Source organism: Halobacillus mangrovi (assembly GCF_002097535.1).
GTDB classification, from domain to species: domain Bacteria; phylum Bacillota; class Bacilli; order Bacillales; family Halobacillaceae; genus Halobacillus; species Halobacillus mangrovi_A.
The window spans coordinates 1,979,445-1,998,509 of the sequence record NZ_CP020772.1; the positions used below are offsets into that span (position 1 = coordinate 1,979,445).

The 19,065-nt window shown below is 41.3% G+C and carries 22 protein-coding genes; 20 read left to right on the top strand and 2 right to left on the bottom strand.

Annotated elements, in window-relative coordinates:
• Positions 1 to 10 precede the first annotated feature (10 nt).
• Entirely contained in the window at positions 11 to 1,360 is a 1,350-nt protein-coding gene (gcvPA, locus tag HM131_RS09615) for an aminomethyl-transferring glycine dehydrogenase subunit GcvPA (RefSeq protein ID WP_085029552.1), read from the top strand.
• Positions 1,353 to 2,816 (top strand): aminomethyl-transferring glycine dehydrogenase subunit GcvPB, encoded by a 1,464-nt coding sequence (gene gcvPB / locus HM131_RS09620; RefSeq protein ID WP_085029553.1) that lies wholly within the window; start codon positions 1,353 to 1,355, stop codon positions 2,814 to 2,816. The genes gcvPA and gcvPB overlap by 8 nt, the downstream gene beginning before the upstream one ends.
• 60 nt (positions 2,817 to 2,876) lie before the next feature.
• Here gcvPB and HM131_RS09625 read toward each other — a convergent pair whose 3' ends face one another.
• Positions 2,877 to 3,257 carry a rhodanese-like domain-containing protein gene (locus HM131_RS09625; RefSeq protein ID WP_085031912.1) on the bottom strand — a complete coding sequence of 127 codons (381 nt, stop codon included), beginning with the start codon at positions 3,255 to 3,257 and terminating at the stop codon, positions 2,877 to 2,879.
• Positions 3,258 to 3,630: 373 nt separating this feature from the next.
• Here HM131_RS09625 and HM131_RS09630 point away from each other — a divergent pair, with 373 nt between their 5' ends.
• The 3 genes from HM131_RS09630 to HM131_RS09640 all read left to right on the top strand — a co-directional run bounded on the left by HM131_RS09630 (position 3,631) and on the right by HM131_RS09640 (position 7,751).
• Positions 3,631 to 6,204 carry a vitamin B12-dependent ribonucleotide reductase gene (locus HM131_RS09630; RefSeq protein WP_085029554.1) on the top strand — a complete coding sequence of 858 codons (2,574 nt, stop codon included), beginning with the start codon at positions 3,631 to 3,633 and terminating at the stop codon, positions 6,202 to 6,204.
• A gap of 142 nt (positions 6,205 to 6,346) precedes the next feature.
• Positions 6,347 to 6,781 carry a transcriptional regulator MntR gene (gene mntR, locus HM131_RS09635; RefSeq protein WP_085029555.1) on the top strand — a complete coding sequence of 145 codons (435 nt, stop codon included), beginning with the start codon at positions 6,347 to 6,349 and terminating at the stop codon, positions 6,779 to 6,781.
• Positions 6,782 to 6,863: 82 nt separating this feature from the next.
• Complete coding sequence (locus tag HM131_RS09640) at positions 6,864 to 7,751, top strand: patatin-like phospholipase family protein (RefSeq protein ID WP_085029556.1); 888 nt, start codon at positions 6,864 to 6,866, stop codon at positions 7,749 to 7,751.
• Positions 7,752 to 7,765: 14 nt separating this feature from the next.
• Here HM131_RS09640 and HM131_RS09645 read toward each other — a convergent pair whose 3' ends face one another.
• Positions 7,766 to 8,167 carry an SA1362 family protein gene (locus tag HM131_RS09645; protein WP_085029557.1) on the bottom strand — a complete coding sequence of 134 codons (402 nt, stop codon included), beginning with the start codon at positions 8,165 to 8,167 and terminating at the stop codon, positions 7,766 to 7,768.
• A gap of 411 nt (positions 8,168 to 8,578) precedes the next feature.
• Between HM131_RS09645 and HM131_RS09650 the strand changes: the two genes are divergently transcribed.
• The 15 genes from HM131_RS09650 to HM131_RS09720 all read left to right on the top strand — a co-directional run bounded on the left by HM131_RS09650 (position 8,579) and on the right by HM131_RS09720 (position 18,924).
• The gene (locus HM131_RS09650; protein ID WP_085029558.1) at positions 8,579 to 9,094 is read left to right on the top strand and encodes a YqhR family membrane protein; all 516 of its coding nucleotides are present in this window, start codon (positions 8,579 to 8,581) and stop codon (positions 9,092 to 9,094) included.
• 51 nt (positions 9,095 to 9,145) lie between these two features.
• On the top strand, positions 9,146 to 9,601 hold the full coding sequence (gene aroQ / locus HM131_RS09655; RefSeq protein WP_085029559.1) for a type II 3-dehydroquinate dehydratase: 456 nt from the start codon (positions 9,146 to 9,148) through the stop codon (positions 9,599 to 9,601).
• Entirely contained in the window at positions 9,598 to 10,659 is a 1,062-nt protein-coding gene (locus HM131_RS09660; protein WP_085029560.1) for a M24 family metallopeptidase, read from the top strand. Before aroQ ends, HM131_RS09660 begins: the two co-directional genes overlap by 4 nt.
• Before the next feature lie 22 nt (positions 10,660 to 10,681).
• Positions 10,682 to 11,242, top strand: a complete 561-nt coding sequence (gene efp, locus HM131_RS09665) for an elongation factor P (RefSeq protein ID WP_085029561.1) — start codon at positions 10,682 to 10,684, stop codon at positions 11,240 to 11,242.
• 152 nt (positions 11,243 to 11,394) lie between these two features.
• Positions 11,395 to 12,369, top strand: a complete 975-nt coding sequence (spoIIIAA, locus tag HM131_RS09670; RefSeq protein ID WP_085029562.1) for a stage III sporulation protein AA — start codon at positions 11,395 to 11,397, stop codon at positions 12,367 to 12,369.
• Positions 12,314 to 12,823: a stage III sporulation protein SpoIIIAB gene (gene spoIIIAB, locus HM131_RS09675; RefSeq protein ID WP_085029563.1), complete on the top strand. Its 510-nt coding sequence runs from the start codon at positions 12,314 to 12,316 to the stop codon at positions 12,821 to 12,823. Before spoIIIAA ends, spoIIIAB begins: the two co-directional genes overlap by 56 nt.
• 17 nt (positions 12,824 to 12,840) lie before the next feature.
• A complete protein-coding gene (gene spoIIIAC, locus HM131_RS09680) occupies positions 12,841 to 13,047 on the top strand; it encodes a stage III sporulation protein AC (RefSeq protein WP_035547729.1) in 207 nt (68 codons plus the stop codon).
• 3 nt (positions 13,048 to 13,050) lie between these two features.
• Positions 13,051 to 13,449: a stage III sporulation protein AD gene (gene spoIIIAD / locus HM131_RS09685; RefSeq protein WP_085029564.1), complete on the top strand. Its 399-nt coding sequence runs from the start codon at positions 13,051 to 13,053 to the stop codon at positions 13,447 to 13,449.
• A gap of 16 nt (positions 13,450 to 13,465) precedes the next feature.
• Entirely contained in the window at positions 13,466 to 14,641 is a 1,176-nt protein-coding gene (spoIIIAE, locus tag HM131_RS09690) for a stage III sporulation protein AE (RefSeq protein ID WP_085029565.1), read from the top strand.
• Between the two features lie 9 nt (positions 14,642 to 14,650).
• Positions 14,651 to 15,256: a stage III sporulation protein AF gene (gene spoIIIAF / locus HM131_RS09695; protein WP_232324908.1), complete on the top strand. Its 606-nt coding sequence runs from the start codon at positions 14,651 to 14,653 to the stop codon at positions 15,254 to 15,256.
• Positions 15,249 to 15,866 carry a stage III sporulation protein AG gene (gene spoIIIAG / locus HM131_RS09700; protein WP_085029566.1) on the top strand — a complete coding sequence of 206 codons (618 nt, stop codon included), beginning with the start codon at positions 15,249 to 15,251 and terminating at the stop codon, positions 15,864 to 15,866. Before spoIIIAF ends, spoIIIAG begins: the two co-directional genes overlap by 8 nt.
• 12 nt (positions 15,867 to 15,878) lie before the next feature.
• The gene (locus tag HM131_RS09705; protein WP_085029567.1) at positions 15,879 to 16,439 is read left to right on the top strand and encodes a SpoIIIAH-like family protein; all 561 of its coding nucleotides are present in this window, start codon (positions 15,879 to 15,881) and stop codon (positions 16,437 to 16,439) included.
• A 184-nt stretch (positions 16,440 to 16,623) separates the two neighbouring features.
• On the top strand, positions 16,624 to 17,130 hold the full coding sequence (accB, locus tag HM131_RS09710; RefSeq protein ID WP_085029568.1) for an acetyl-CoA carboxylase biotin carboxyl carrier protein: 507 nt from the start codon (positions 16,624 to 16,626) through the stop codon (positions 17,128 to 17,130).
• 15 nt (positions 17,131 to 17,145) lie between these two features.
• Positions 17,146 to 18,501, top strand: coding sequence for an acetyl-CoA carboxylase biotin carboxylase subunit (gene accC, locus HM131_RS09715; protein WP_085029569.1), 1,356 nt, complete (start codon positions 17,146 to 17,148; stop codon positions 18,499 to 18,501).
• Between the two features lie 18 nt (positions 18,502 to 18,519).
• The gene (locus HM131_RS09720; RefSeq protein WP_085029570.1) at positions 18,520 to 18,924 is read left to right on the top strand and encodes an Asp23/Gls24 family envelope stress response protein; all 405 of its coding nucleotides are present in this window, start codon (positions 18,520 to 18,522) and stop codon (positions 18,922 to 18,924) included.
• Positions 18,925 to 19,065 lie beyond the last annotated feature (141 nt).

The following is a 19,065-nucleotide window of genomic DNA, read 5'->3' on the forward strand; positions in this document are numbered from 1 at the left end:
GGGAAGTACGATGGAATTTCGCTATTTACCAATGACGGATCGAGACAAAAAAGACATGTTACAACGTATCGGTGTTCAGTCATCTGAAGAATTGTTTTCTGATATTCCAGAATCTATCCGATTTAAGGGTGATCTGGACATTAAAGAACCAAGAAATGAGTTTCAATTGACGAAAGAATTAACTGAGCTTGCCGGTCAAAATGTGAATTTAAACACACACACTTCTTTTTTAGGCGCTGGGGTTTATGATCATTACATCCCGTCGATCGTAGATCACGTCATTTCCAGATCAGAGTTTTACACGGCTTATACGCCTTACCAGCCGGAAATTTCTCAGGGGGAGCTGCAAGCAATATTTGAGTTTCAGACGATGATTTGTGAACTGACTGGCATGGATGTTGCTAACTCTTCCATGTATGACGGAGGTACAGCTCTTGCCGAAGCGGTCAACCTTTCCGCGGGCCAGACGAAAAAGAAAAAGGTGTTGGTTTCAAAAGCTATTCACCCTGAATCATTAGCAGTCATTCATTCTTATGTGAAAGGACCCGGGGTAGAGGTAGTCGAAATCGATTACAAAGACGGCCTCACAGACCTGGATCAGCTTGAAAAGGAATTGGACGAAAATACAGCGAGTGTAGTCTTGCAGTATCCAAATTTCTTTGGACTAATCGAGCCACTTGATCAAGTAAGAGAGCTTGTTGACTCTCAGAAAAAAGCTTTGTTGATTACATCCAGTAATCCACTTTCCCTTGGTTATCTAACTCCGCCGGGAGAATTTGGTGCGGATATTGTGGTTGGAGATGCTCAAGTGTTTGGCATTCCTGCTCAGTTTGGTGGCCCACATTGTGGTTATTTTGCAACTGCGAAAAAGCTAATGCGTAAAGTTCCAGGGCGTCTTGTTGGTCAAACGGTCGATGAAGATGGCCGACGTGGTTTCGTACTAACCCTTCAAGCACGTGAACAGCATATTCGCCGTGATAAAGCAACGTCCAACATTTGTTCAAACCAGGCTTTAAATGCTCTGGCTTCTTCTGTAGCCATGTCATCTCTCGGTAAACAAGGACTTAAGAAAATGGCATGGATGAATATTCAAAAAGCGGCCTATATGAAAAAGCAATTGACCGAAAATGGGCTTGAAGTCGCGTTTGACGGGCCATTCTTTAACGAATTAGTTGTTCGAGTCGGAAAAGACGTTTCTAAAATAAATAGACATCTACTTCAGAAAGGTTTCATTGGCGGATTTGATCTCAGTCAGACACACGAGGAGCTCAAAGGTCATATGCTCATTGCGGTAACAGAGATTAGAACGAAAGAAGAAATTGATCAATTTGCTAAAGAATTGGGGGATACGCATGACTAATCAGGACTTTCCATTAATTTTTGAACTAAGTCAAGAAAGTCGTACAGGATTCAGCTTACCTGATCTAGATGTACCTGAGTCTGATGTGGACAGTATGATTGGTAATAGTTTCACACGGAAAAGTGAACCAGATTTACCTGAAGTCAGTGAGCTTCAGATTATGAGACATTATACGGCGCTTTCAAAAAGGAATCATGGAGTTGATTCCGGCTTTTATCCCCTCGGTTCTTGTACGATGAAGTATAACCCTAAAATGAACGAGGATGTGGCGCGTTTAGCAGGTTTTAGTCATATTCATCCTTATCAGTCAGTTGAAACTGTACAAGGGGCCCTGCATTTGATGTATGACCTCCAAGAGTCACTGACTTCTATTACGGGAATGCATACCGTTACTCTTCAACCTGCCGCCGGAGCCCATGGAGAGTGGACGGGATTAATGATGATCAAAGCTTATCATGAAGCAAATGGTGATTACGATCGGACTAAAGTGATCGTACCGGATTCGGCACATGGAACAAACCCTGCATCTGCTACTGTTGCCGGTTTTGAAGCCGTCACAGTTAAATCAGACGATAGAGGTTTGGTGGACTTGGATGATTTGAAGAGGGTCGTCGACCAGCAGACAGCGGCTCTAATGCTGACTAATCCAAATACATTAGGTCTGTTTGAAGAGGACATTGAAGAGATGGCTGCGATTGTTCATGAAGCGGGTGGGAAATTATATTATGATGGCGCAAATCTTAACGCCATTCTCGGCTATGCACGACCGGGAGACATGGGATTTGATGTCGTTCACTTGAACCTTCACAAAACCTTTACAGGGCCACATGGCGGTGGTGGTCCTGGATCTGGACCGGTTGGTGTGACGGCTGAATTAGAACCGTATTTACCTAAGCCAATTTTAACGAAGAAAAATGAACAGTATGAATTTGATTATGATCGGCCGAAGTCGATTGGACGGGTTAAACCTTATTACGGCAACTTTGGGATTAACGTTCGTGCCTATACGTACATTCGAACGATGGGGCCAGAAGGGTTGAAGAAGGTCAGCGAATATGCCGTTATTAATGCCAATTACATGATGCGTCGCTTACAGGAAGAATTTGATCTTCCATTTGATCGTCACTGTAAGCACGAATTCATCCTATCTGGAAAACGCCAAAAGAAACTGGGTGTACGTACGTTGGATATTGCCAAACGTCTACTCGATTTTGGTTATCATCCGCCAACCATATACTTCCCAATAAACGTTGAAGAAGCGCTTATGATCGAACCGACCGAAACAGAATCGAAGGAAACCCTGGATGCGTTTGTAGACGCTATGATCCAAATTTCTAAAGAGGCAGAGGAAGACCCTGAGAAGGTTCAGGAAGCTCCTCATACAACTATTGTGAGCCGTATGGACGAGACATTAGCTGCTCGTAAACCTGTATTGAGGTATTCAAAAGAGTCATAAGTAAAAAGATCGAAGCTCATGGAGAGCTTCGATCTTTTTTGTCATTCCGGGTAATGGACTTTATTTTTTGGATTTAATTTTGCCTGTCCATTTCTTGAATCCGCCTTGCAGTACATTTAAATCTTCATATCCTTTTTTATTCAGGAGCATAGCTGCACGTGTCGACCGTGCTCCACTTTGGCAATACAAGTAGACCGGCTTATCTTTACGAATTTCAACCAGTCGATTGCGCATTTGAGAAAGTGGTATATTCCTTGCTCCAAGAATATGACCGCCGTCAAATTCTTTGGGTTCTCTTACATCGATTAATTGGGCTTTTCTATAGCCCTGGCGAAACTCCTCTTCCGTAAGCGTGTTCATAATTTTTCTGGCCTTGAAGAATCTATACAAACCGAAAGCTACTAGTAGAACAGCAGCTCCAATCAAGATCCATAAATCCATCACAGTTTCCCCCCATTTCTTTTTTCCTTTATCTATTATAGGAGGGAATGGCCAGCATTTCAAAAAAAATTTTTCTATGCACATATATTTTGACTCTACTCATTGAGCGGTTTTAAAATAGCCAGAAGATGCAACCGATGAAAAATGTAAACAAACAGACAAAATAATGTTTTTTCTTTCATTATCTTCGGTTCCCTGTGATATCCTTAGGATTATCTAATTGACAAGTTTCTACATATTCGTTCAAAACACAATATATAGAAAAACTTCTTATATGAAACACAATATATTGATTAACTTTTTGTATATGTGGTATCTTACTAGTATTAAGATACTTAATGGTTGATTTTTAAGTGTAAGGGAGAGGTTTACAATGCAGACGACTACGTCCAGTGATGTCCATACAAAAATTAATTTAGAACGGTTGAACGCCGATATCCGTCAGTTTCCTCAAGTTCATGAAATTACTTCTGAAATGTCAATTACCCACAAAGGGGTATCAAGACTGGTCATGCTTGACCGCTATGCCTTTAAAGATACAGAAAAACTCACACTTTCGGAAGGCGATTTTGTTGTACTTACGGTAAAAGATGATCCTAAGTTTCCAGCGCGTGGCTTTGGTTTTATTCAGTCAATCGACTGGCAAAAACACGAAGCTGTTGTGAAAGTCGAGGACGAATTCGTAAACGTCCTTGATCGTGAGGAAGAAAGAGAAACGGGGTTAATTACTCGAAATCTTGATACGATCGACAAACCTTTGGAAGTATTTTACGAGCAAATTGCACTTAGGAATGCCACAGGGCTCGCTGAGGTAGAAGTGGATCCTGAGAAAAAGGATCAGAGCTTCAAAGACTTTTATGAAGAGCTCTCAAATTTGAATTTCATACCTGCAGGCCGTGTGCTTTATGGTGCAGGATCGAACACGGATGTAACTTACTTCAATTGTTACGTCATGCCTTACATTCAAGATTCAAGAGAGGGGATATCGGATCACCGTAAACAAGTGATGGAAATTATGTCCCGCGGTGGCGGAGTAGGAACGAATGGTTCTACATTAAGACCACGCAATACTTTAGCCAGAGGGGTAAATGGAAAATCTTCCGGTTCGGTTTCCTGGCTTGATGACATTGCAAAACTGACTCACCTTGTCGAACAAGGTGGTTCAAGGCGTGGAGCCCAAATGATAATGCTAGCAGACTGGCATCCAGATATCATTGAATTTATCATTTCTAAGATGCAGAATCCAAGAATTCTCCGGTTTCTTATCGAAAACACAACAGATGAGCAAATTAAACAGCTGGCAAAAGATAAGTTGAAGTTTACACCTCTTACGGAGACCGAAAAAGATTTGTATCAAAGTGTATTAAACTATAAACATATGCCTGGTCTGGGAGGATTCACAGAACAAAGCCTTCAGGAGGCAGAAGACAAGTTAAACACAGGCGGTAATTATACCGTTCATAATCCTGAGTTCCTTACTGGGGCAAACATCTCAGTATGTATTACAAAAGAATTCATGGATGCTGTTGAGAATGACGCTGAGTACCATCTTCGTTTTCCAGATGTAGAAAACTATACGAAAGAAGAAATGGATATATATAACGAAGAATGGCAACAAAGTGGAGATGTCCGTGAGTGGTCGGAGCGCGGGTTCGGCATTCGAACTTACCGAACCGTAAAAGCGAAGGAATTGTGGAACCTGATCAATATTTGTGCCACTTATTCTGCTGAACCGGGGATCTTCTTCATCGATAACGCAAATGAGAAGACAAACGCAACGGCTTACGGCCAAAAAGTAGTGGCTACAAACCCATGTGGAGAACAGCCGCTAGCTCCGTATTCTGTATGTAACCTGGCTGCGGTCAACTTAGCATCCGTTGCTGATAAGAAAAATAAATCTATTGATTTCGATAAATTAAAGCGCACTGTTCGTACAGGTGTCCGGATGCAGGACAACGTCATTGACGCTACGCCGTATTTCCTTAAAGAAAACAAAGTACAAGCATTAGGAGAGCGTCGTGTAGGACTAGGTGTGATGGGCTTGCATGACCTTCTTATCTATACGGAGACAGAATATGGATCGGAAAAAGGGAACCAATTGGTTGATGAGATCTTTGAAACGATCGCGACGACAGCCTATCGTGCTTCGATAGATTTAGCAAAAGAAAAAGGGAGTTTTCCGTTCCTGGTAGGAGAAACTGAGAAGGAAACACAAAGTCTTCGAGATGAGTTCATTAATACTGGATATATGAAAGAAATGCCAGAAGATATCCGAGAAGGCATACTCGAACACGGAATACGTAATTCACACTTGCTTACAGTAGCTCCAACAGGTAGTACTGGTACAATGGTGGGGGTAAGTACAGGTCTCGAGCCGTATTTTTCCTTCTCTTATTATCGAAGCGGGCGTCTTGGGAAGTTTATAGAAGTAAAAGCAGATATTGTGAAGGAGTACTTGGACGAACACCCTGAACAAGATTCTGATCAACTTCCAGAGTGGTTTGTAACTGCGATGACGATGTCTCCGGAAGCTCATGCAGATACCCAATGCATTATTCAGCGCTGGGTTGACAGCTCTATCTCTAAAACTGTCAATGCACCAAAAGGGTATTCTGTGGAACAAGTTGAGCAGGTATATCAACGATTATACCGTGGAGGCGCTAAAGGTGGAACGGTATATGTAGATGGAAGTCGTGACAGTCAGGTTCTATCTCTTAAAGCTGAAGAAAATGATTTTGAAGGTGAACAGACAACCTTTGAATTTGAAGAAGATAAGAAACCGAGAGTTGTTCTTATGGACACTGTTCACGAACTGGAAAAGACGAAAGTGACCATAGGTTCAGAAGTGGGAGATACTTGCCCAGTTTGTAGAAAAGGAACTGTAGAGGACATTGGTGGGTGTAATACATGTACGAATTGTAATGCTCAACTGAAATGTGGACTATAATTTCAAAAGCAACCAAGACATCAGACCAGATTAGGTCTGATGTCTTCCTTTTTAGACAGTTGCTTTCTTGTCACAGCGAAGAAACTAGTGTATCCTTTTTATGAAAGAACCTACATAGGACAGGTTATATTGGGGGTTTATCATGCCGACACCAAGTATGGAAGATTATATTGAGCAAATTTATATACTTATAGAAGATAAGGGCTATGCGCGTGTTTCTGATATTGCAGAAAACCTACAGGTCCACCCGTCTTCTGTTACAAAAATGGTCCAGAAATTAGACCGTGATCAGTATTTGAACTACGAAAAGTACAGAGGGCTAATTCTGACACCAAAAGGGAAAAAAGTAGGGAAACGCCTTGTTTACCGCCATGAACTTCTAGAACAATTCTTAGAAATTATTGGTGTGGATCATGAAAACATATATGATGATGTGGAAGGAATCGAGCACCACTTGAGTTGGAACTCAATAGACAGGATCGGCGATCTTGTGCAATATTTTGATGAACAACCGAAGCGGGTCGATGCACTAAGGGAAATTCAACAAAAAAATGAAGAACAAAATAGCGAAGAATAAGGACGCATCCATATGCGTCCTTTTTTATGTGTTCTAATTCAAACTTCTCCTGTTTATAAATGAAATAAGTGGGGTGAGTAAAATGAAGGTTGATGGCGTTTTTTCAGGCGGCGGTGTAAAGGCATTGGCTTTTATCGGCGCTATGGAAGAGCTTGAAGAGCAAGGATATACGTTCACTCGAGTAGCAGGGACATCAGCTGGAGCCATCTTAGCGTCACTTACTGCAGCTGGTTATTCTGCTCCGGAACTAAAGCAAAAATTAAAGACTCTTTCTTTTGAAAAGCTTGTCGATATACCTATTACAGAACGGCTGCTTCCTTTCATGAAGTGGTTAATGCTCTACTATCGTTTAGGTCTATATAAAGGGAATCGATTAGAAGCTACATTGGAGAAGTGGCTGGAAGAGAAAGGTGTCCGGACGTTTGCTGATTTGCCGCACAACTCCTTGAAGATCATCTGCTCTGATTTAACCCTCGGACGTATTGTTGTTCTCCCCGATGACCTCAAACGTATCTATGGAATTGACCCTGCTACATTTTCAGTGGCGAAGGCTGTTCGTATGAGCTCAGGACTTCCATATTTTTTTATACCGGTTAAAATCCATGGAAAAAAAGGGAAGTCAGTCATAGTGGATGGAGGCGTTTTGAGTAACTTTCCGATTTGGATATGGGAAACGAAGGGTATTTGTAGAAAACGTCCTATAATCGGAATGCAGTTAAGCGATCCTCCAGATAAGCTCCCTGAAAAGAAAATAAGGAACGCTATACAAATGTTTCATGCTTTATTTAAGACTATGCAGCAAGCTCATGATGCGAGGTACATCTCACCAAAGTCTAGTAAGGACGTTATTTTCATACCTGTAAAAGGGGTTCAAACGACCGATTTTGATATGAGTGCCAAAGAAAAAGAATACCTAATGGAAATAGGAAGAGAACACGCTAAAGAGTTCCTGCAAAGATGGAAAAAATAAAAAATCGAGCCGGCTTAGAAAGTGGCTCGATTTTTATGTTTGTCTTTGTTTCCTTCAATGACTCTTAAGTGAGGTGCACTTGAGCGCTTGCGAGTCTTTTTGCCTAAAGGTGAAGGCTTTACTTTTGGCTTTGCCACACTGCTCTTTTTGATAGTCGGTGCAGGCTGTTTGTATTTTTGTTTCGATTGTTTCACAGCTTGCTTGTATTTTTTCATCTCGGTACGGTTGCCTCCGCCCCCGAAACCTCGATTTCTAAGAAATAAGAAGTAAATGGCTCCATATACCAATACCGCAATCCCAATCATCATTGCGATTGATGACAGAAAGCTTGATGTGTTGGTAAACAACTGAATTCCTACGTATAACAAAGCAAGGGCAAAAAGTGTATAGATGATAGGAGTCATCCAATTACGCATAATGTAGTTCCTCCCTTCTTAAAAGTCATCATCAAATATGTCTTATTACTTATATACCACTAAATCTTTTTTTATATCATACTCAAGAACATTTATAGAGTTTTTTCGACAATTTGCCTAGTACCTAAGTGGTTTTATCATTATTGCTTATAGTTCTCATGTTCTTTTAGAGTCTTTCCGTTTTTTCTAGGATTATGCAAGACTATGATGTTTTAGTCTAAGATGATGATGTTTTGAAAAGCTCAACCAGCCTTTCTTAAACGATACCATTTTATGGGAAAAATTAAACACGTAACAAAGCTGGGCTTTCTTTTATTTTACCTCAAAACTGCTCCTTTAACTAGCGATAAAATTGTCGATATTAGCATGATTTTTCCAGGTTGGTAAATGATAAGTGATGAGGTGATATAGATGGCAGATCAGCCAAAACAACAAAACCAGCAAGAACCAAAACAAAGCGTTTTTACAAAAGCACTGATCACTGGTTTTACGTCCGGCATTCTTTGGAGCGGACTAGCGACCATTGCGTATTACTTTAATTTTACCGAGGTCTCTCCAGCATCGTTTCTATTCCGGTCTTACCTGCAGACAGAATGGACAGGGACATGGCTTGCAGATGTGCTTGCAATTCTCCTCGTAGGGGTGTTGTCCCTGGTAAGTGCGATCATTTATTACATGCTCTTAAAGACCAAGAACGGTATATGGCCAGGCCTCGTTTATGGCCTTGTTTTATGGGCACTCATTTTCCTCGTCCTGACCCCTTTGTTTCCGGCGATTCCAGCATTCTTAGAATTGAACAGCGATACATGGGTAACGACGGGGTGTTTGTTCATTTTATATGGGGTGTTTATTGGGTATTCCATTTCGTATGAATATAGAGAGTTCAATGAGACTGCGAAATCGTATTCAAATGAGCAAGGAGTATGATAAACTGAAGGTGAATGGCAATTTCAAAAAAGGTGGGGAGCACAAGGCAGTATGAAGCGACTTTTATTGATCAATGGTCCAAATTTAAACATGTTAGGGAAGAGAGAGCCTGACAAATACGGCCGCCATACCCTCCAGGATGTTGTCCGCCTTGTAAAAGATACAGCTTGGGAACAAGGGTATGAAGTTGAAGCTTATCAATCGAATCATGAAGGGGATCTAGTAGATCAGATTCAGAGAGCTGAAGGTGGTGCGGCAGGAATCATAATCAATCCTGCTGCTTATACTCATTCGAGTATTGCCATGAGGGATGCGGTCAGTGCTATATCGATTCCGGTTATCGAAATACACATATCGAATGTGCACAGCCGGGAGGAATTCCGCCATCATTCGATGTTAGCACCTGTATGTGCAGGGCAGATTGTCGGCTTTGGAATAGATGGATATCGTTTAGCCACCCTGGGTTTAATTAAGAAGATAGAAGATGAAGGGAGAAATGATTCATGAGTAAGTTGGAGAGTTTACGCAAAGCGATCATGACAGAAGAATTAGATGGTCTTCTAATCATGAGTCCTAAAAACCGGCGTTATATTTCAGGGTTCACCGGTTCATCCGCTGCGTTATTAATTACGAACAAGGAAGCAAAGTTAGTTACAGATTTTCGCTACACTGAACAAGCAGCCGAGCAAGCAAAAGAGTTTGAAATAATCGAACACAAAACTCCTATGCATAAAGAAATTTCCAATCAGGTAGAAAAACTAGGCTTGAAACGAATTGGCTTTGAGAAAAATCATGTTACATATAATACGTATGAGCAATATAATGATGAGTTGAGCGCAGAACTTGTACCGACTGCCGGCCTTGTGGAAAAGTTACGCTTGATTAAGACGGGTGAGGAGATTAGTATATTAAAGGATGCAATAAAAATTGCAGATGATGCATTTGAGCACATCCTCGGCTACATAAAACCAGGCGTGAAAGAAATTGATATATCCAATGAGTTGGAGTTCTTTATGCGAAAGCAAGGGGCAACGTCTTCTAGCTTTGATATCATAGTAGCTTCAGGCTATCGCTCAGCGCTCCCACATGGAGTGGCTTCTGATAAGGAAATCCAATCTGGTGAACTTGTGACTCTTGATTTCGGTGCCCTTTATAAAGGTTATTGCTCGGATATTACGAGAACTGTTGCCGTGGGAGAAATCAGTGATGAGCTGAAAAATATCTATAATACTGTTCTAGAAGCCCAGTTAAAGGGTATGGAAGGGTTAAAGGCAGGTATTACTGGTGTAGAAGCGGATGCATTGACGAGGGATTACATTAAAGAAAAAGGATATGGAGAATACTTTGGTCATTCAACCGGTCACGGGATCGGTCTGGATGTGCACGAAGGACCAGGATTATCGTTCCGTTCTGACCAGCGGTTAGAAGAAGGAATGGTTGTCACAGTAGAGCCAGGAATTTATGTGCCTAATGTAGGCGGATGTCGTATAGAGGACGATGCCCTTATTACTAAAGAAGGAAATGAACGTCTAAGTACATCCACAAAAGAATTGATCACGTTGTAAGTTGTAAAAGGAGGAGTATTTGATGATATCAGTAAACGATTTTCGAACAGGTTTAACCATTGAAGTAGACGGAGGAATCTGGCAGGTTATGGACTTTCAGCATGTAAAACCCGGCAAAGGAGCCGCTTTTGTACGTTCTAAGCTGCGCAATCTTCGAAATGGAAATATCCAAGAGAAAACCTTCCGCGGAGGCGAGAAAGTAGAGCGAGCTCATATCGAAAACCGTAAAATGCAATACCTCTATGCAAATGGAGACATGCACGCTTTCATGGATATGGAAACCTTTGAGCAGGTGGAGATCCCTTCTGCACTAATTCAAGATCAGTTGAATTACTTGAAGGAAAACATGGAAGTACAAATCCAATCCTATCAAAGTGAGACCATTGGTGTAGAACTACCTAAAAATGTGGAATTGGAAGTTGTAGAGACAGAACCAGGAATCAAAGGTGATACAGCTAGCGGTGGCACAAAACCAGCTACACTTGAAACAGGATTAATCGTCCAGGTACCTTTCTTCATTAATCAAGGAGAAGTCCTTGTGATCAGCACAACAGATGGAAAATATGTTTCTCGTGCAAATTAATAGAGTGTACGAATAAAGCTCGCTCCCTTTATGGGAGCGGGCTTTTTTTAATAGAGCTCTTCTAACCATTCTATTTTTATATCATTTAACCTGTCATAAGAGTGAGAGAGGGACATACATATGAAGTAAACCATTTAAAGGAGTTAGAAAGGATGAAAGAGATTATCAGGTTGTTTCCTGATCACTTTCAACTTCTCTTAAAAAAGAATGTGAATTGGGAGACTGTCCAAGAAATTCGTTTAAGAGTCCAGCACAAAATTGAAGTCCTTGATTCGACCAAAAACGCCTTTTTGTCAGAAGGCTGCTTATCGGCTGCAGATTTATCCTATGTTTTAAACCAGATTAGTCAATTCTCTCTCTACCGATTTAAAGACCAGTTGAAAGATGGGTTCATCACCATTGAGGGTGGCCACAGAGTAGGACTTGCGGGAAAGGTAAATACGGTCAACGACAAAGTGGATACGGTAAAGCACGTATCTTTTATGAATATCCGAGTAGCAAGGTCAACTCGAGGCCACGTTGAGCCATTGCTCCCTTATCTATATCATGATGGCGGGTGGGCAAGCACTATGATCATCGGTCCACCGCATTCTGGAAAAACTACCTTACTTCGAGAGTTGGCGCAGATGATAGGATCTAACCGCATATATCCAGCTTCAAAGGTAGCAGTTGTCGATGAAAGATCAGAAATTGCAGCAAGTCTGCAAGGGATACCTCAGTTGGACGTCGGTCCCAGAACAGATGTGATGGATGCTTGTCCGAAAGCAGAAGGCATGATGATGATGATACGCTCAATGTCACCTGAAGTCATTGTGGTTGATGAAATTGGAGGGATAGAAGATGCTGATGCAGTCAGAGAGGCTGCTTATACGGGAGTTGAAGTCATTTGCAGTATTCATGGGGATAGTTTCGAATCCGCAAGAAATCGTCCGTCAACGAATTCCTTGATTACAGAGAAGGTGTTTGATCGGTATATAGTACTTGGGAGGCTTACGGACAAAAATCCTGGAGCCACAATGGTTCTTGATGAAACAGGACAAGTTATTGCGCAAATGAAAAGGAGGAGAAGTGATGGAGTGGCTCGGAGCTCTAATAATCCTGTCCGTCACTACATGGGCGGGTTTTGATATAGCGGCTCGTTACAAAAAGAGGCCGGGACACATTAGGCAATGGAAAAATGCGCTTCAAATGATTGAAGCTGAAATGGTGTTCGGCCAATCGTCCTTATGGGAAGTTTGTGAGAACTTATCTCTCCATCTTCCTGATCCTATCGGAAAATTTTTTAAAAGCATCACAGAAGAAAAAGAATATTGTTCTGATTTCTCTGAGCGGTGGACGAGTCATCTAAAGAAACATTGGTCCATGAACGCACTGACGAAGAGCGAGTGGGAAATTTTGACTCAGTTTGGTCGTACTCTTGGTCAGCACGATTTAGAGCAGCAGCAGAAACAGATCCAACTGACTCTCCACCACCTGGATCGTGAACTCAACGAAGCATTGGAAGTTTGTGAGCAATATCAACGAATGGCACGCGGTATGGGAGTCTTGAGTGGATTATTAGTTATCATTCTAATCATTTAAAAGGGGGAAGGGGCATTGTGCTGCAGGATGCAACGATTCTTTTCCAAATAGCAGGTGTCGGCATTATCGTCGCTATGATTCATAGCATTTTAAAACAGATGGGAAAAGAGGAAATAGCTCAAGCTGTTACGCTGACGGGGTTTATTATTGTACTTTTTATTGTACTTTACCGGCTAGCGGATTTGTTCCAACAAATAAAATCAGTATTTCTGTATCAAGGGTAGCTTATGGATATCATCCAAGTCGTATCACTAGGCTTAATAGCGGCACTGTTAATTATCCTGCTAAAAGAACAAAAATCTTCCGCCGCTTTTTTGCTTCTTTTATTTACGGTTATTATTATCTTTTTGTCCATCTTAGACCAAGTAAAATATATATTTACTCTTCTCTCCTATATCGCTGATCAGGCACAAGTGGAACCTGTCTATTTCAAAACAATATTAAAGATTATTGGAATTGCTTATATAGCAGAATTTGGAGCACAACTGATCAGAGATGCGGGGTTGAATTCATTAGCATCAAAAGTGGAGCTCGCAGGGAAGCTGTTTATTCTCATGCTTGCGATTCCTATAGTCACAGCTGTCATTGAAACGATACTGAATTTCATACCCGGGCACTTAGGATAAGATAGCGAGGTATCCAATGAAACGATTATCTATCATAAGCTTTGTTCTATTTAATCTGATATGTTTTCCATCGGTTTCGTTGGCTTCGACTTCATCTTCCACTTCACCAGATGCAGTACCATCCATGCTAGATCATGTTTCAACAGAGGAGTTGGAAGCTAGCTGGAAAGAGTTGAATCAAAAATATGGTGAATATATCCCTACCTTCACTATGGATAACTTTAGGGAATATATCCAATCCGAAGGCTCAGTAAAATCGTCGGATTGGTTCTCTGGATTACTGAAATTTTTCTTTCACGAGCTGTTAGTGAATGGTAAACTCCTTGCTTCACTTTTGTTTCTTACTTTGTTCAGTACTTTGCTGCACTCGGTGCAATCCTCCTTTGAGAATTCAGTTGTAAGCAGAATCGCATATTTGGTTATCTATCTGGTTTTGTTAACACTTGCACTGGAAAGTTTCCGTCAGGTCATTGGTTACACGCTTGATGCCATTGACCGCATGAGCAGCTTTATGATAGGACTTCTTCCTTTACTTTTAGGGATCATGGCTTCATTCAGTCATTTGATGTCGATTTCATTTTTCCATCCGATTATCGTTGCACTCGTGCAATCGAGCGGGCTTTTAGTTAAATACCTTCTGATCCCTTTGTTTGCATCTTCAGCACTGTTGTTGATCATCGGTGGGTTGAATGAAACCTATAAAGTTGACCAGTTAGCTGAACTGCTTCGAAAGACAGGGCTCGCTGTAATGGGAATTTTTTTAACCATTTTCTTAGGGGTCATATCTGTCCAAGGCACGGTAACAGCCGTACAGGATGGGGTCACGATGAAGACAGCCCGGTTTGTCACAGGGAATTTTGTCCCTGTAGTAGGCCGCTTGTTTACGGATGCTACCGACACCATTCTTGGCGCATCCCTTGTTTTGAAAAACACCTTAGGAATTGCAGGGGTCGTCATACTTTTAGGCATAGCCATTTTCCCTGCTTTAAAAGTGTTTGCTATAGCCATTATATATAAATTGGCAGCCGCCCTGCTGCAACCACTTGGAGACGGTCCAATTATAGAAGCAATGTCTGTAGTCAGCCGTCATATCATGTATGTGTTTGCGGCATTACTTATGGTATCAATGATGTTTTTTCTTGTCATCGTCATAATGGTCGCAGCTAGCAATATCACGATGATGGTGAGGTGAGAGGGCTAAATGATGAATATGTTTACAGAATGGATTACGAGGATCGTGCTTTTTCTTTTATTAGCTATGGTAGCTGATGCTCTTCTTCCATCAGGACTGATGAAAAAATATGCACGTCTCGTTATGTCCATTTTACTGCTGCTCATTTTTTTAGGGCCACTCCTCCAAGTACTTAAAGTCGATCCGAATCAACTGATAAAATCAGCTGAATATTCTATGGATCAACAAGTAGACACCTTAGCTTTAGATGAAAGTATAGAAAAGAAGAAAAATGAAATAGTTGAGGGACAAGACGCATATAAATTAGAACAGGTTACCCAAGCTTTAGCGAAAGAAATGGAAGAACCGCTTAAACAAGACCTCCACCTGCAGCTGGTCAACCTTGATATGAGCTTTCTGAACAAACCCTATCAAATGGAGACACTGGACAAGCTGGTGGTGACACTAACTCCGGTAAAGGAGGAGGCACCGGTTGATGAAGTGAACATTTCGATCATGGATAAGCCCAGCTCTGAGGATAACAAAGAAGATGAAGAGGTTCGAGATTGGATTGCTGATCACTTGGACTTAAACAAAGATCAAATCGAGATCCGCTGGGAGGAAGAGGATGAGTAAATGGTGGAATAAACTTTTGCAACCTTTGTCTGGGAAAGAAGGCAGTAAAATAAGCAAGCCTAAATATGTGATTGGGTTAGGTCTAATCGGGGTGCTGTTTATATTAACAAGCAATTGGTTCCAATCTTCAGGACAACCAGAGCCGGAAATGCCATCTCAAACATCATCTGAACAAAAAGCAGAAGCAGCAGATCCTGAAATGACAGACTCCATTTCCTTACTGGAATCAGAATATGAAAAACAGCTTAAGCCTCTTTTGGAAAATATCGAAGGGGTCAGTGCGGTGGATATTATGATTAATTTATCAGCTACACATGAAAAAGTGTATGACAAAAATTTAATTATAAGTAAACAAACCACACAGGAAACAGATAAGAATGGAGGGGAGCGGGAGATTGAGGATTATTCAAAGGAAGAGCAATTAGTCCTTGTCCGTCAAGGGGATCGTGAAGTCCCTTTATTGACCAAAACTCAAAAACCAGCTGTTAGCGGTGTATTTGTCACAGCTAAAGGGGTTGACCAAATGAAAGTGAAGGGATGGGTGGTCGAAGCAGTATCCAGGGTGCTTGATGTCCCTAGCCACAGAATTTCAGTATTGCCTAAACAATAAGGAGGGTTTCTCTTGGTAAAAAAACAAACCGTATGGTTACTCACAATGTTAAGTCTTTTGATCGTTCTGAGTGTATATTACATGACGTCTCCTGATAATGGAGAGATGGCTTTCATACAAGAAGATGAATTTGCTGAAATGACCGAAGAAAAGAATGGTGCAGAAGGAATGGACGGGGTCGAGACCACTGGAGATGGTACTGTGATTTCCCAGGTATCAACGGATGAATTATTTGCAGCCATACGCTTGGACATGAAAAACGAACGCGATCAATTACAAGAACAGCTATCTGATATTGTGGCCTCGAGTAATTTCACAACACAAGAAAAGAACGAGGCGCTAGAAAAGATTGAAACGTTGAAAGAAACTCAATCGAAAGAATCCATATTAGAAAATACAATCCGGGCAAGTGCCGCTTATGAGGATGTATTAGTAAGAGCTGAAGAAGATACGGTTCATGTTACAGTGATGTCGGATGAGCTTTCAAAAACAGAAACTAATCAGATCATCCAAATGGTTTCTGATGAGTTTGGTCAAAAAGAAGTGCAAGTCCAATTTCAGCCTGCAAGTTAAGGTTTTCCCTTCTGATCTGAATGGTCAGGGGGGATTTTTTTGTATAAAGCTATTAAGCAAAATCTTGCTAAATAAAACGCTTTCCAATCACCAAGTTGCAGTCAGGTACCATTATGTCGTAGAATATTAAGAGGAGTTTTTAGTACCAGTTATAAAAGAAATTATACATAAAGGGGTGCCAGACATGTTAAAGGTACAAGAAATTCGTGAAATTATTAAGTTAATCGACAAGTCAAATATTGATGAATTTTGTTATGAATCTGATGGAACAAAGGTTTCTATGAAGAAACAACAGGGACAGGTCGTCACAGAACCTGTACAAGTCCAGGAGACAGCTAAGCCGCAGCCAGCTCCACAACAAGAGCCGGCAGCAAAAGAACCTGTACAGCAAAAAGAAGAACCAGCTCAGAAACAGGAAGCACCTGAAAAAGAGCAGGGCAGCAGTGATTATGACCAAGAGATCACTTCGCCGATGGTCGGTACATTTTATCAATCTCCGTCACCTGAAGAAGGTCCTTACGTTAAAGAAGGCGATCAGGTAAAAGAAGATTCAGTCGTTTGTATTGTAGAAGCGATGAAATTATTCAATGAAATTGAAGCGGAAGTATCAGGTGAAATCGTCGAAATTCTTGTCAAAGACGGTGAGTTAGTCGAATACGGCCAACCGTTGTTCCGCGTAAAGTCTAAATAACGGGGGATGAGTTTTTTGATTAAAAAAGTATTGATTGCAAACAGAGGAGAAATCGCCGTTCGCATCATCCGTGCTTGTAAAGAGATGGGGATTGCGACGGTTGCGGTTTATTCTGAAGCAGATAAAGAAGCACTTCATGTCCAGCTTGCAGACGAGGCCTATTGTGTAGGACCTAAATTGAGTAAGGATAGTTACTTGAACTATACGAACATCCTGAGTCTTGCCACACTTACTGAGGCAGATGCGATCCATCCGGGTTATGGTTTTCTCTCTGAAAACGCAGAGTTTGCTGAAATGTGCGAGGAATGCAATATTACTTTCATTGGCCCTTCCTCTTATGCGATTCAAAAAATGGGGACAAAAGATGTGGCCAGAGAAACCATGAGGGAAGCAGGCGTCCCGATCGTCCCTGGTTCTGAAGGAATCATTAAAGACGAGAAAGACGGGCTGCAAGTAGCGGAAGAAATTGGCTATCCGGTTATTATTAAAGCGACAGCCGGAGGTGGAGGTAAAGGTATCCGTGTAGCCCGCGATGAAGAAGATCTTAAAAAAGGTATTCGTATGACCCAGCAAGAAGCTGAGACGGCATTCGGAAACCCAGGAGTATATATCGAGAAGTTTATCGAGAACTTCCGCCATGTCGAGATACAAGTACTCGCCGACAATCATGGCAATGCTGTCCATCTTGGAGAGCGAGATTGTACAATCCAGCGTCGTTTGCAAAAGTTAATTGAAGAGACCCCATCTCCAGCTATATCCGAAGACATGCGAGAAAAAATGGGGGATGCTGCTGTAAAAGCTGCTCTCGCTGTTAACTACTCTGGGGCAGGAACGGTTGAGTTCATTTTCGATAAAGAGGAAGAGAAGTTTTACTTCATGGAAATGAATACAAGAATTCAAGTAGAACACCCAGTTACAGAAATGGTGACTGGTGTAGATTTGATTAAAGAAATGCTCTTAGTCGCTAACAATGAGAAACTTTCCTTCAGCCAAGAAGAGATCGAGTTCGAAGGCTGGTCTATTGAATGCCGAATAAACGCAGAAGATCCGTTCAAAGATTTTATGCCTTCAGCAGGAAAAATAGATATGTACCTACCGCCAGGCGGCCTTGGCGTACGGGTAGATTCAGCTGCTTATCCAGGATATATGATTCCACCTTATTATGATTCTATGGTCGCTAAGTTGATTACTTACGGAAGAGATCGTGACGAAGCGATTCGTAGAATGAGACGAGCTCTAGACGAATTTGTTATTGAAGGTATTCATACCACCATTCCATTTCATCAGCGTATGATGGAACATGAAATCTTTGTTGGTGGTGACTTTAATACGAAGTTCTTAGAGAAATATACTATAATGAAAGACGAATAAGTAAAAGGGGTGGTCGTTGTGAACGAGAAGCAATTGTTGAATGTGACAGATGGGTCTACACTAGGCAATATTGAGATTGCTCCTGAAGTAATTGAAGTGATTGCGGGCATTGCCGTTTCTGAAGTTGCTGGTGTCGCTTCAATGAGAGGCAACTTTGCTTCCGGTGTCGCAGAGCGCTTAGGAAAAAAAGATCATGGAAAAGGTGTAAAGGTCGAGTTGACTGAAGACGGTATCCTAATCGATGCTTATGTTGTCATGGACTATGGGATCTCTATTCCGGATACGGCACAAAAAATCCAAGATAATACAAGGCAGGCTCTAAAAAACATGACCGCACTTGAGATTAACGAAATCAATGTTCATGTTGTCGGTGTGAAAATGGAGTCTAAGGAAGAAGAAATCGAAACACAAGATTATCAATAAGAATAAGCCGGAGAGGGAAAACCCTTTCTGGCTTTTTTCTATGAGTTCTATTCTCACTAATGCGACAATTTAGTTGGGAATAGCTTTTATTATAGTAAAATGTTATTATGCTAACGGATATTACCTTAAAGGAGAATGAAC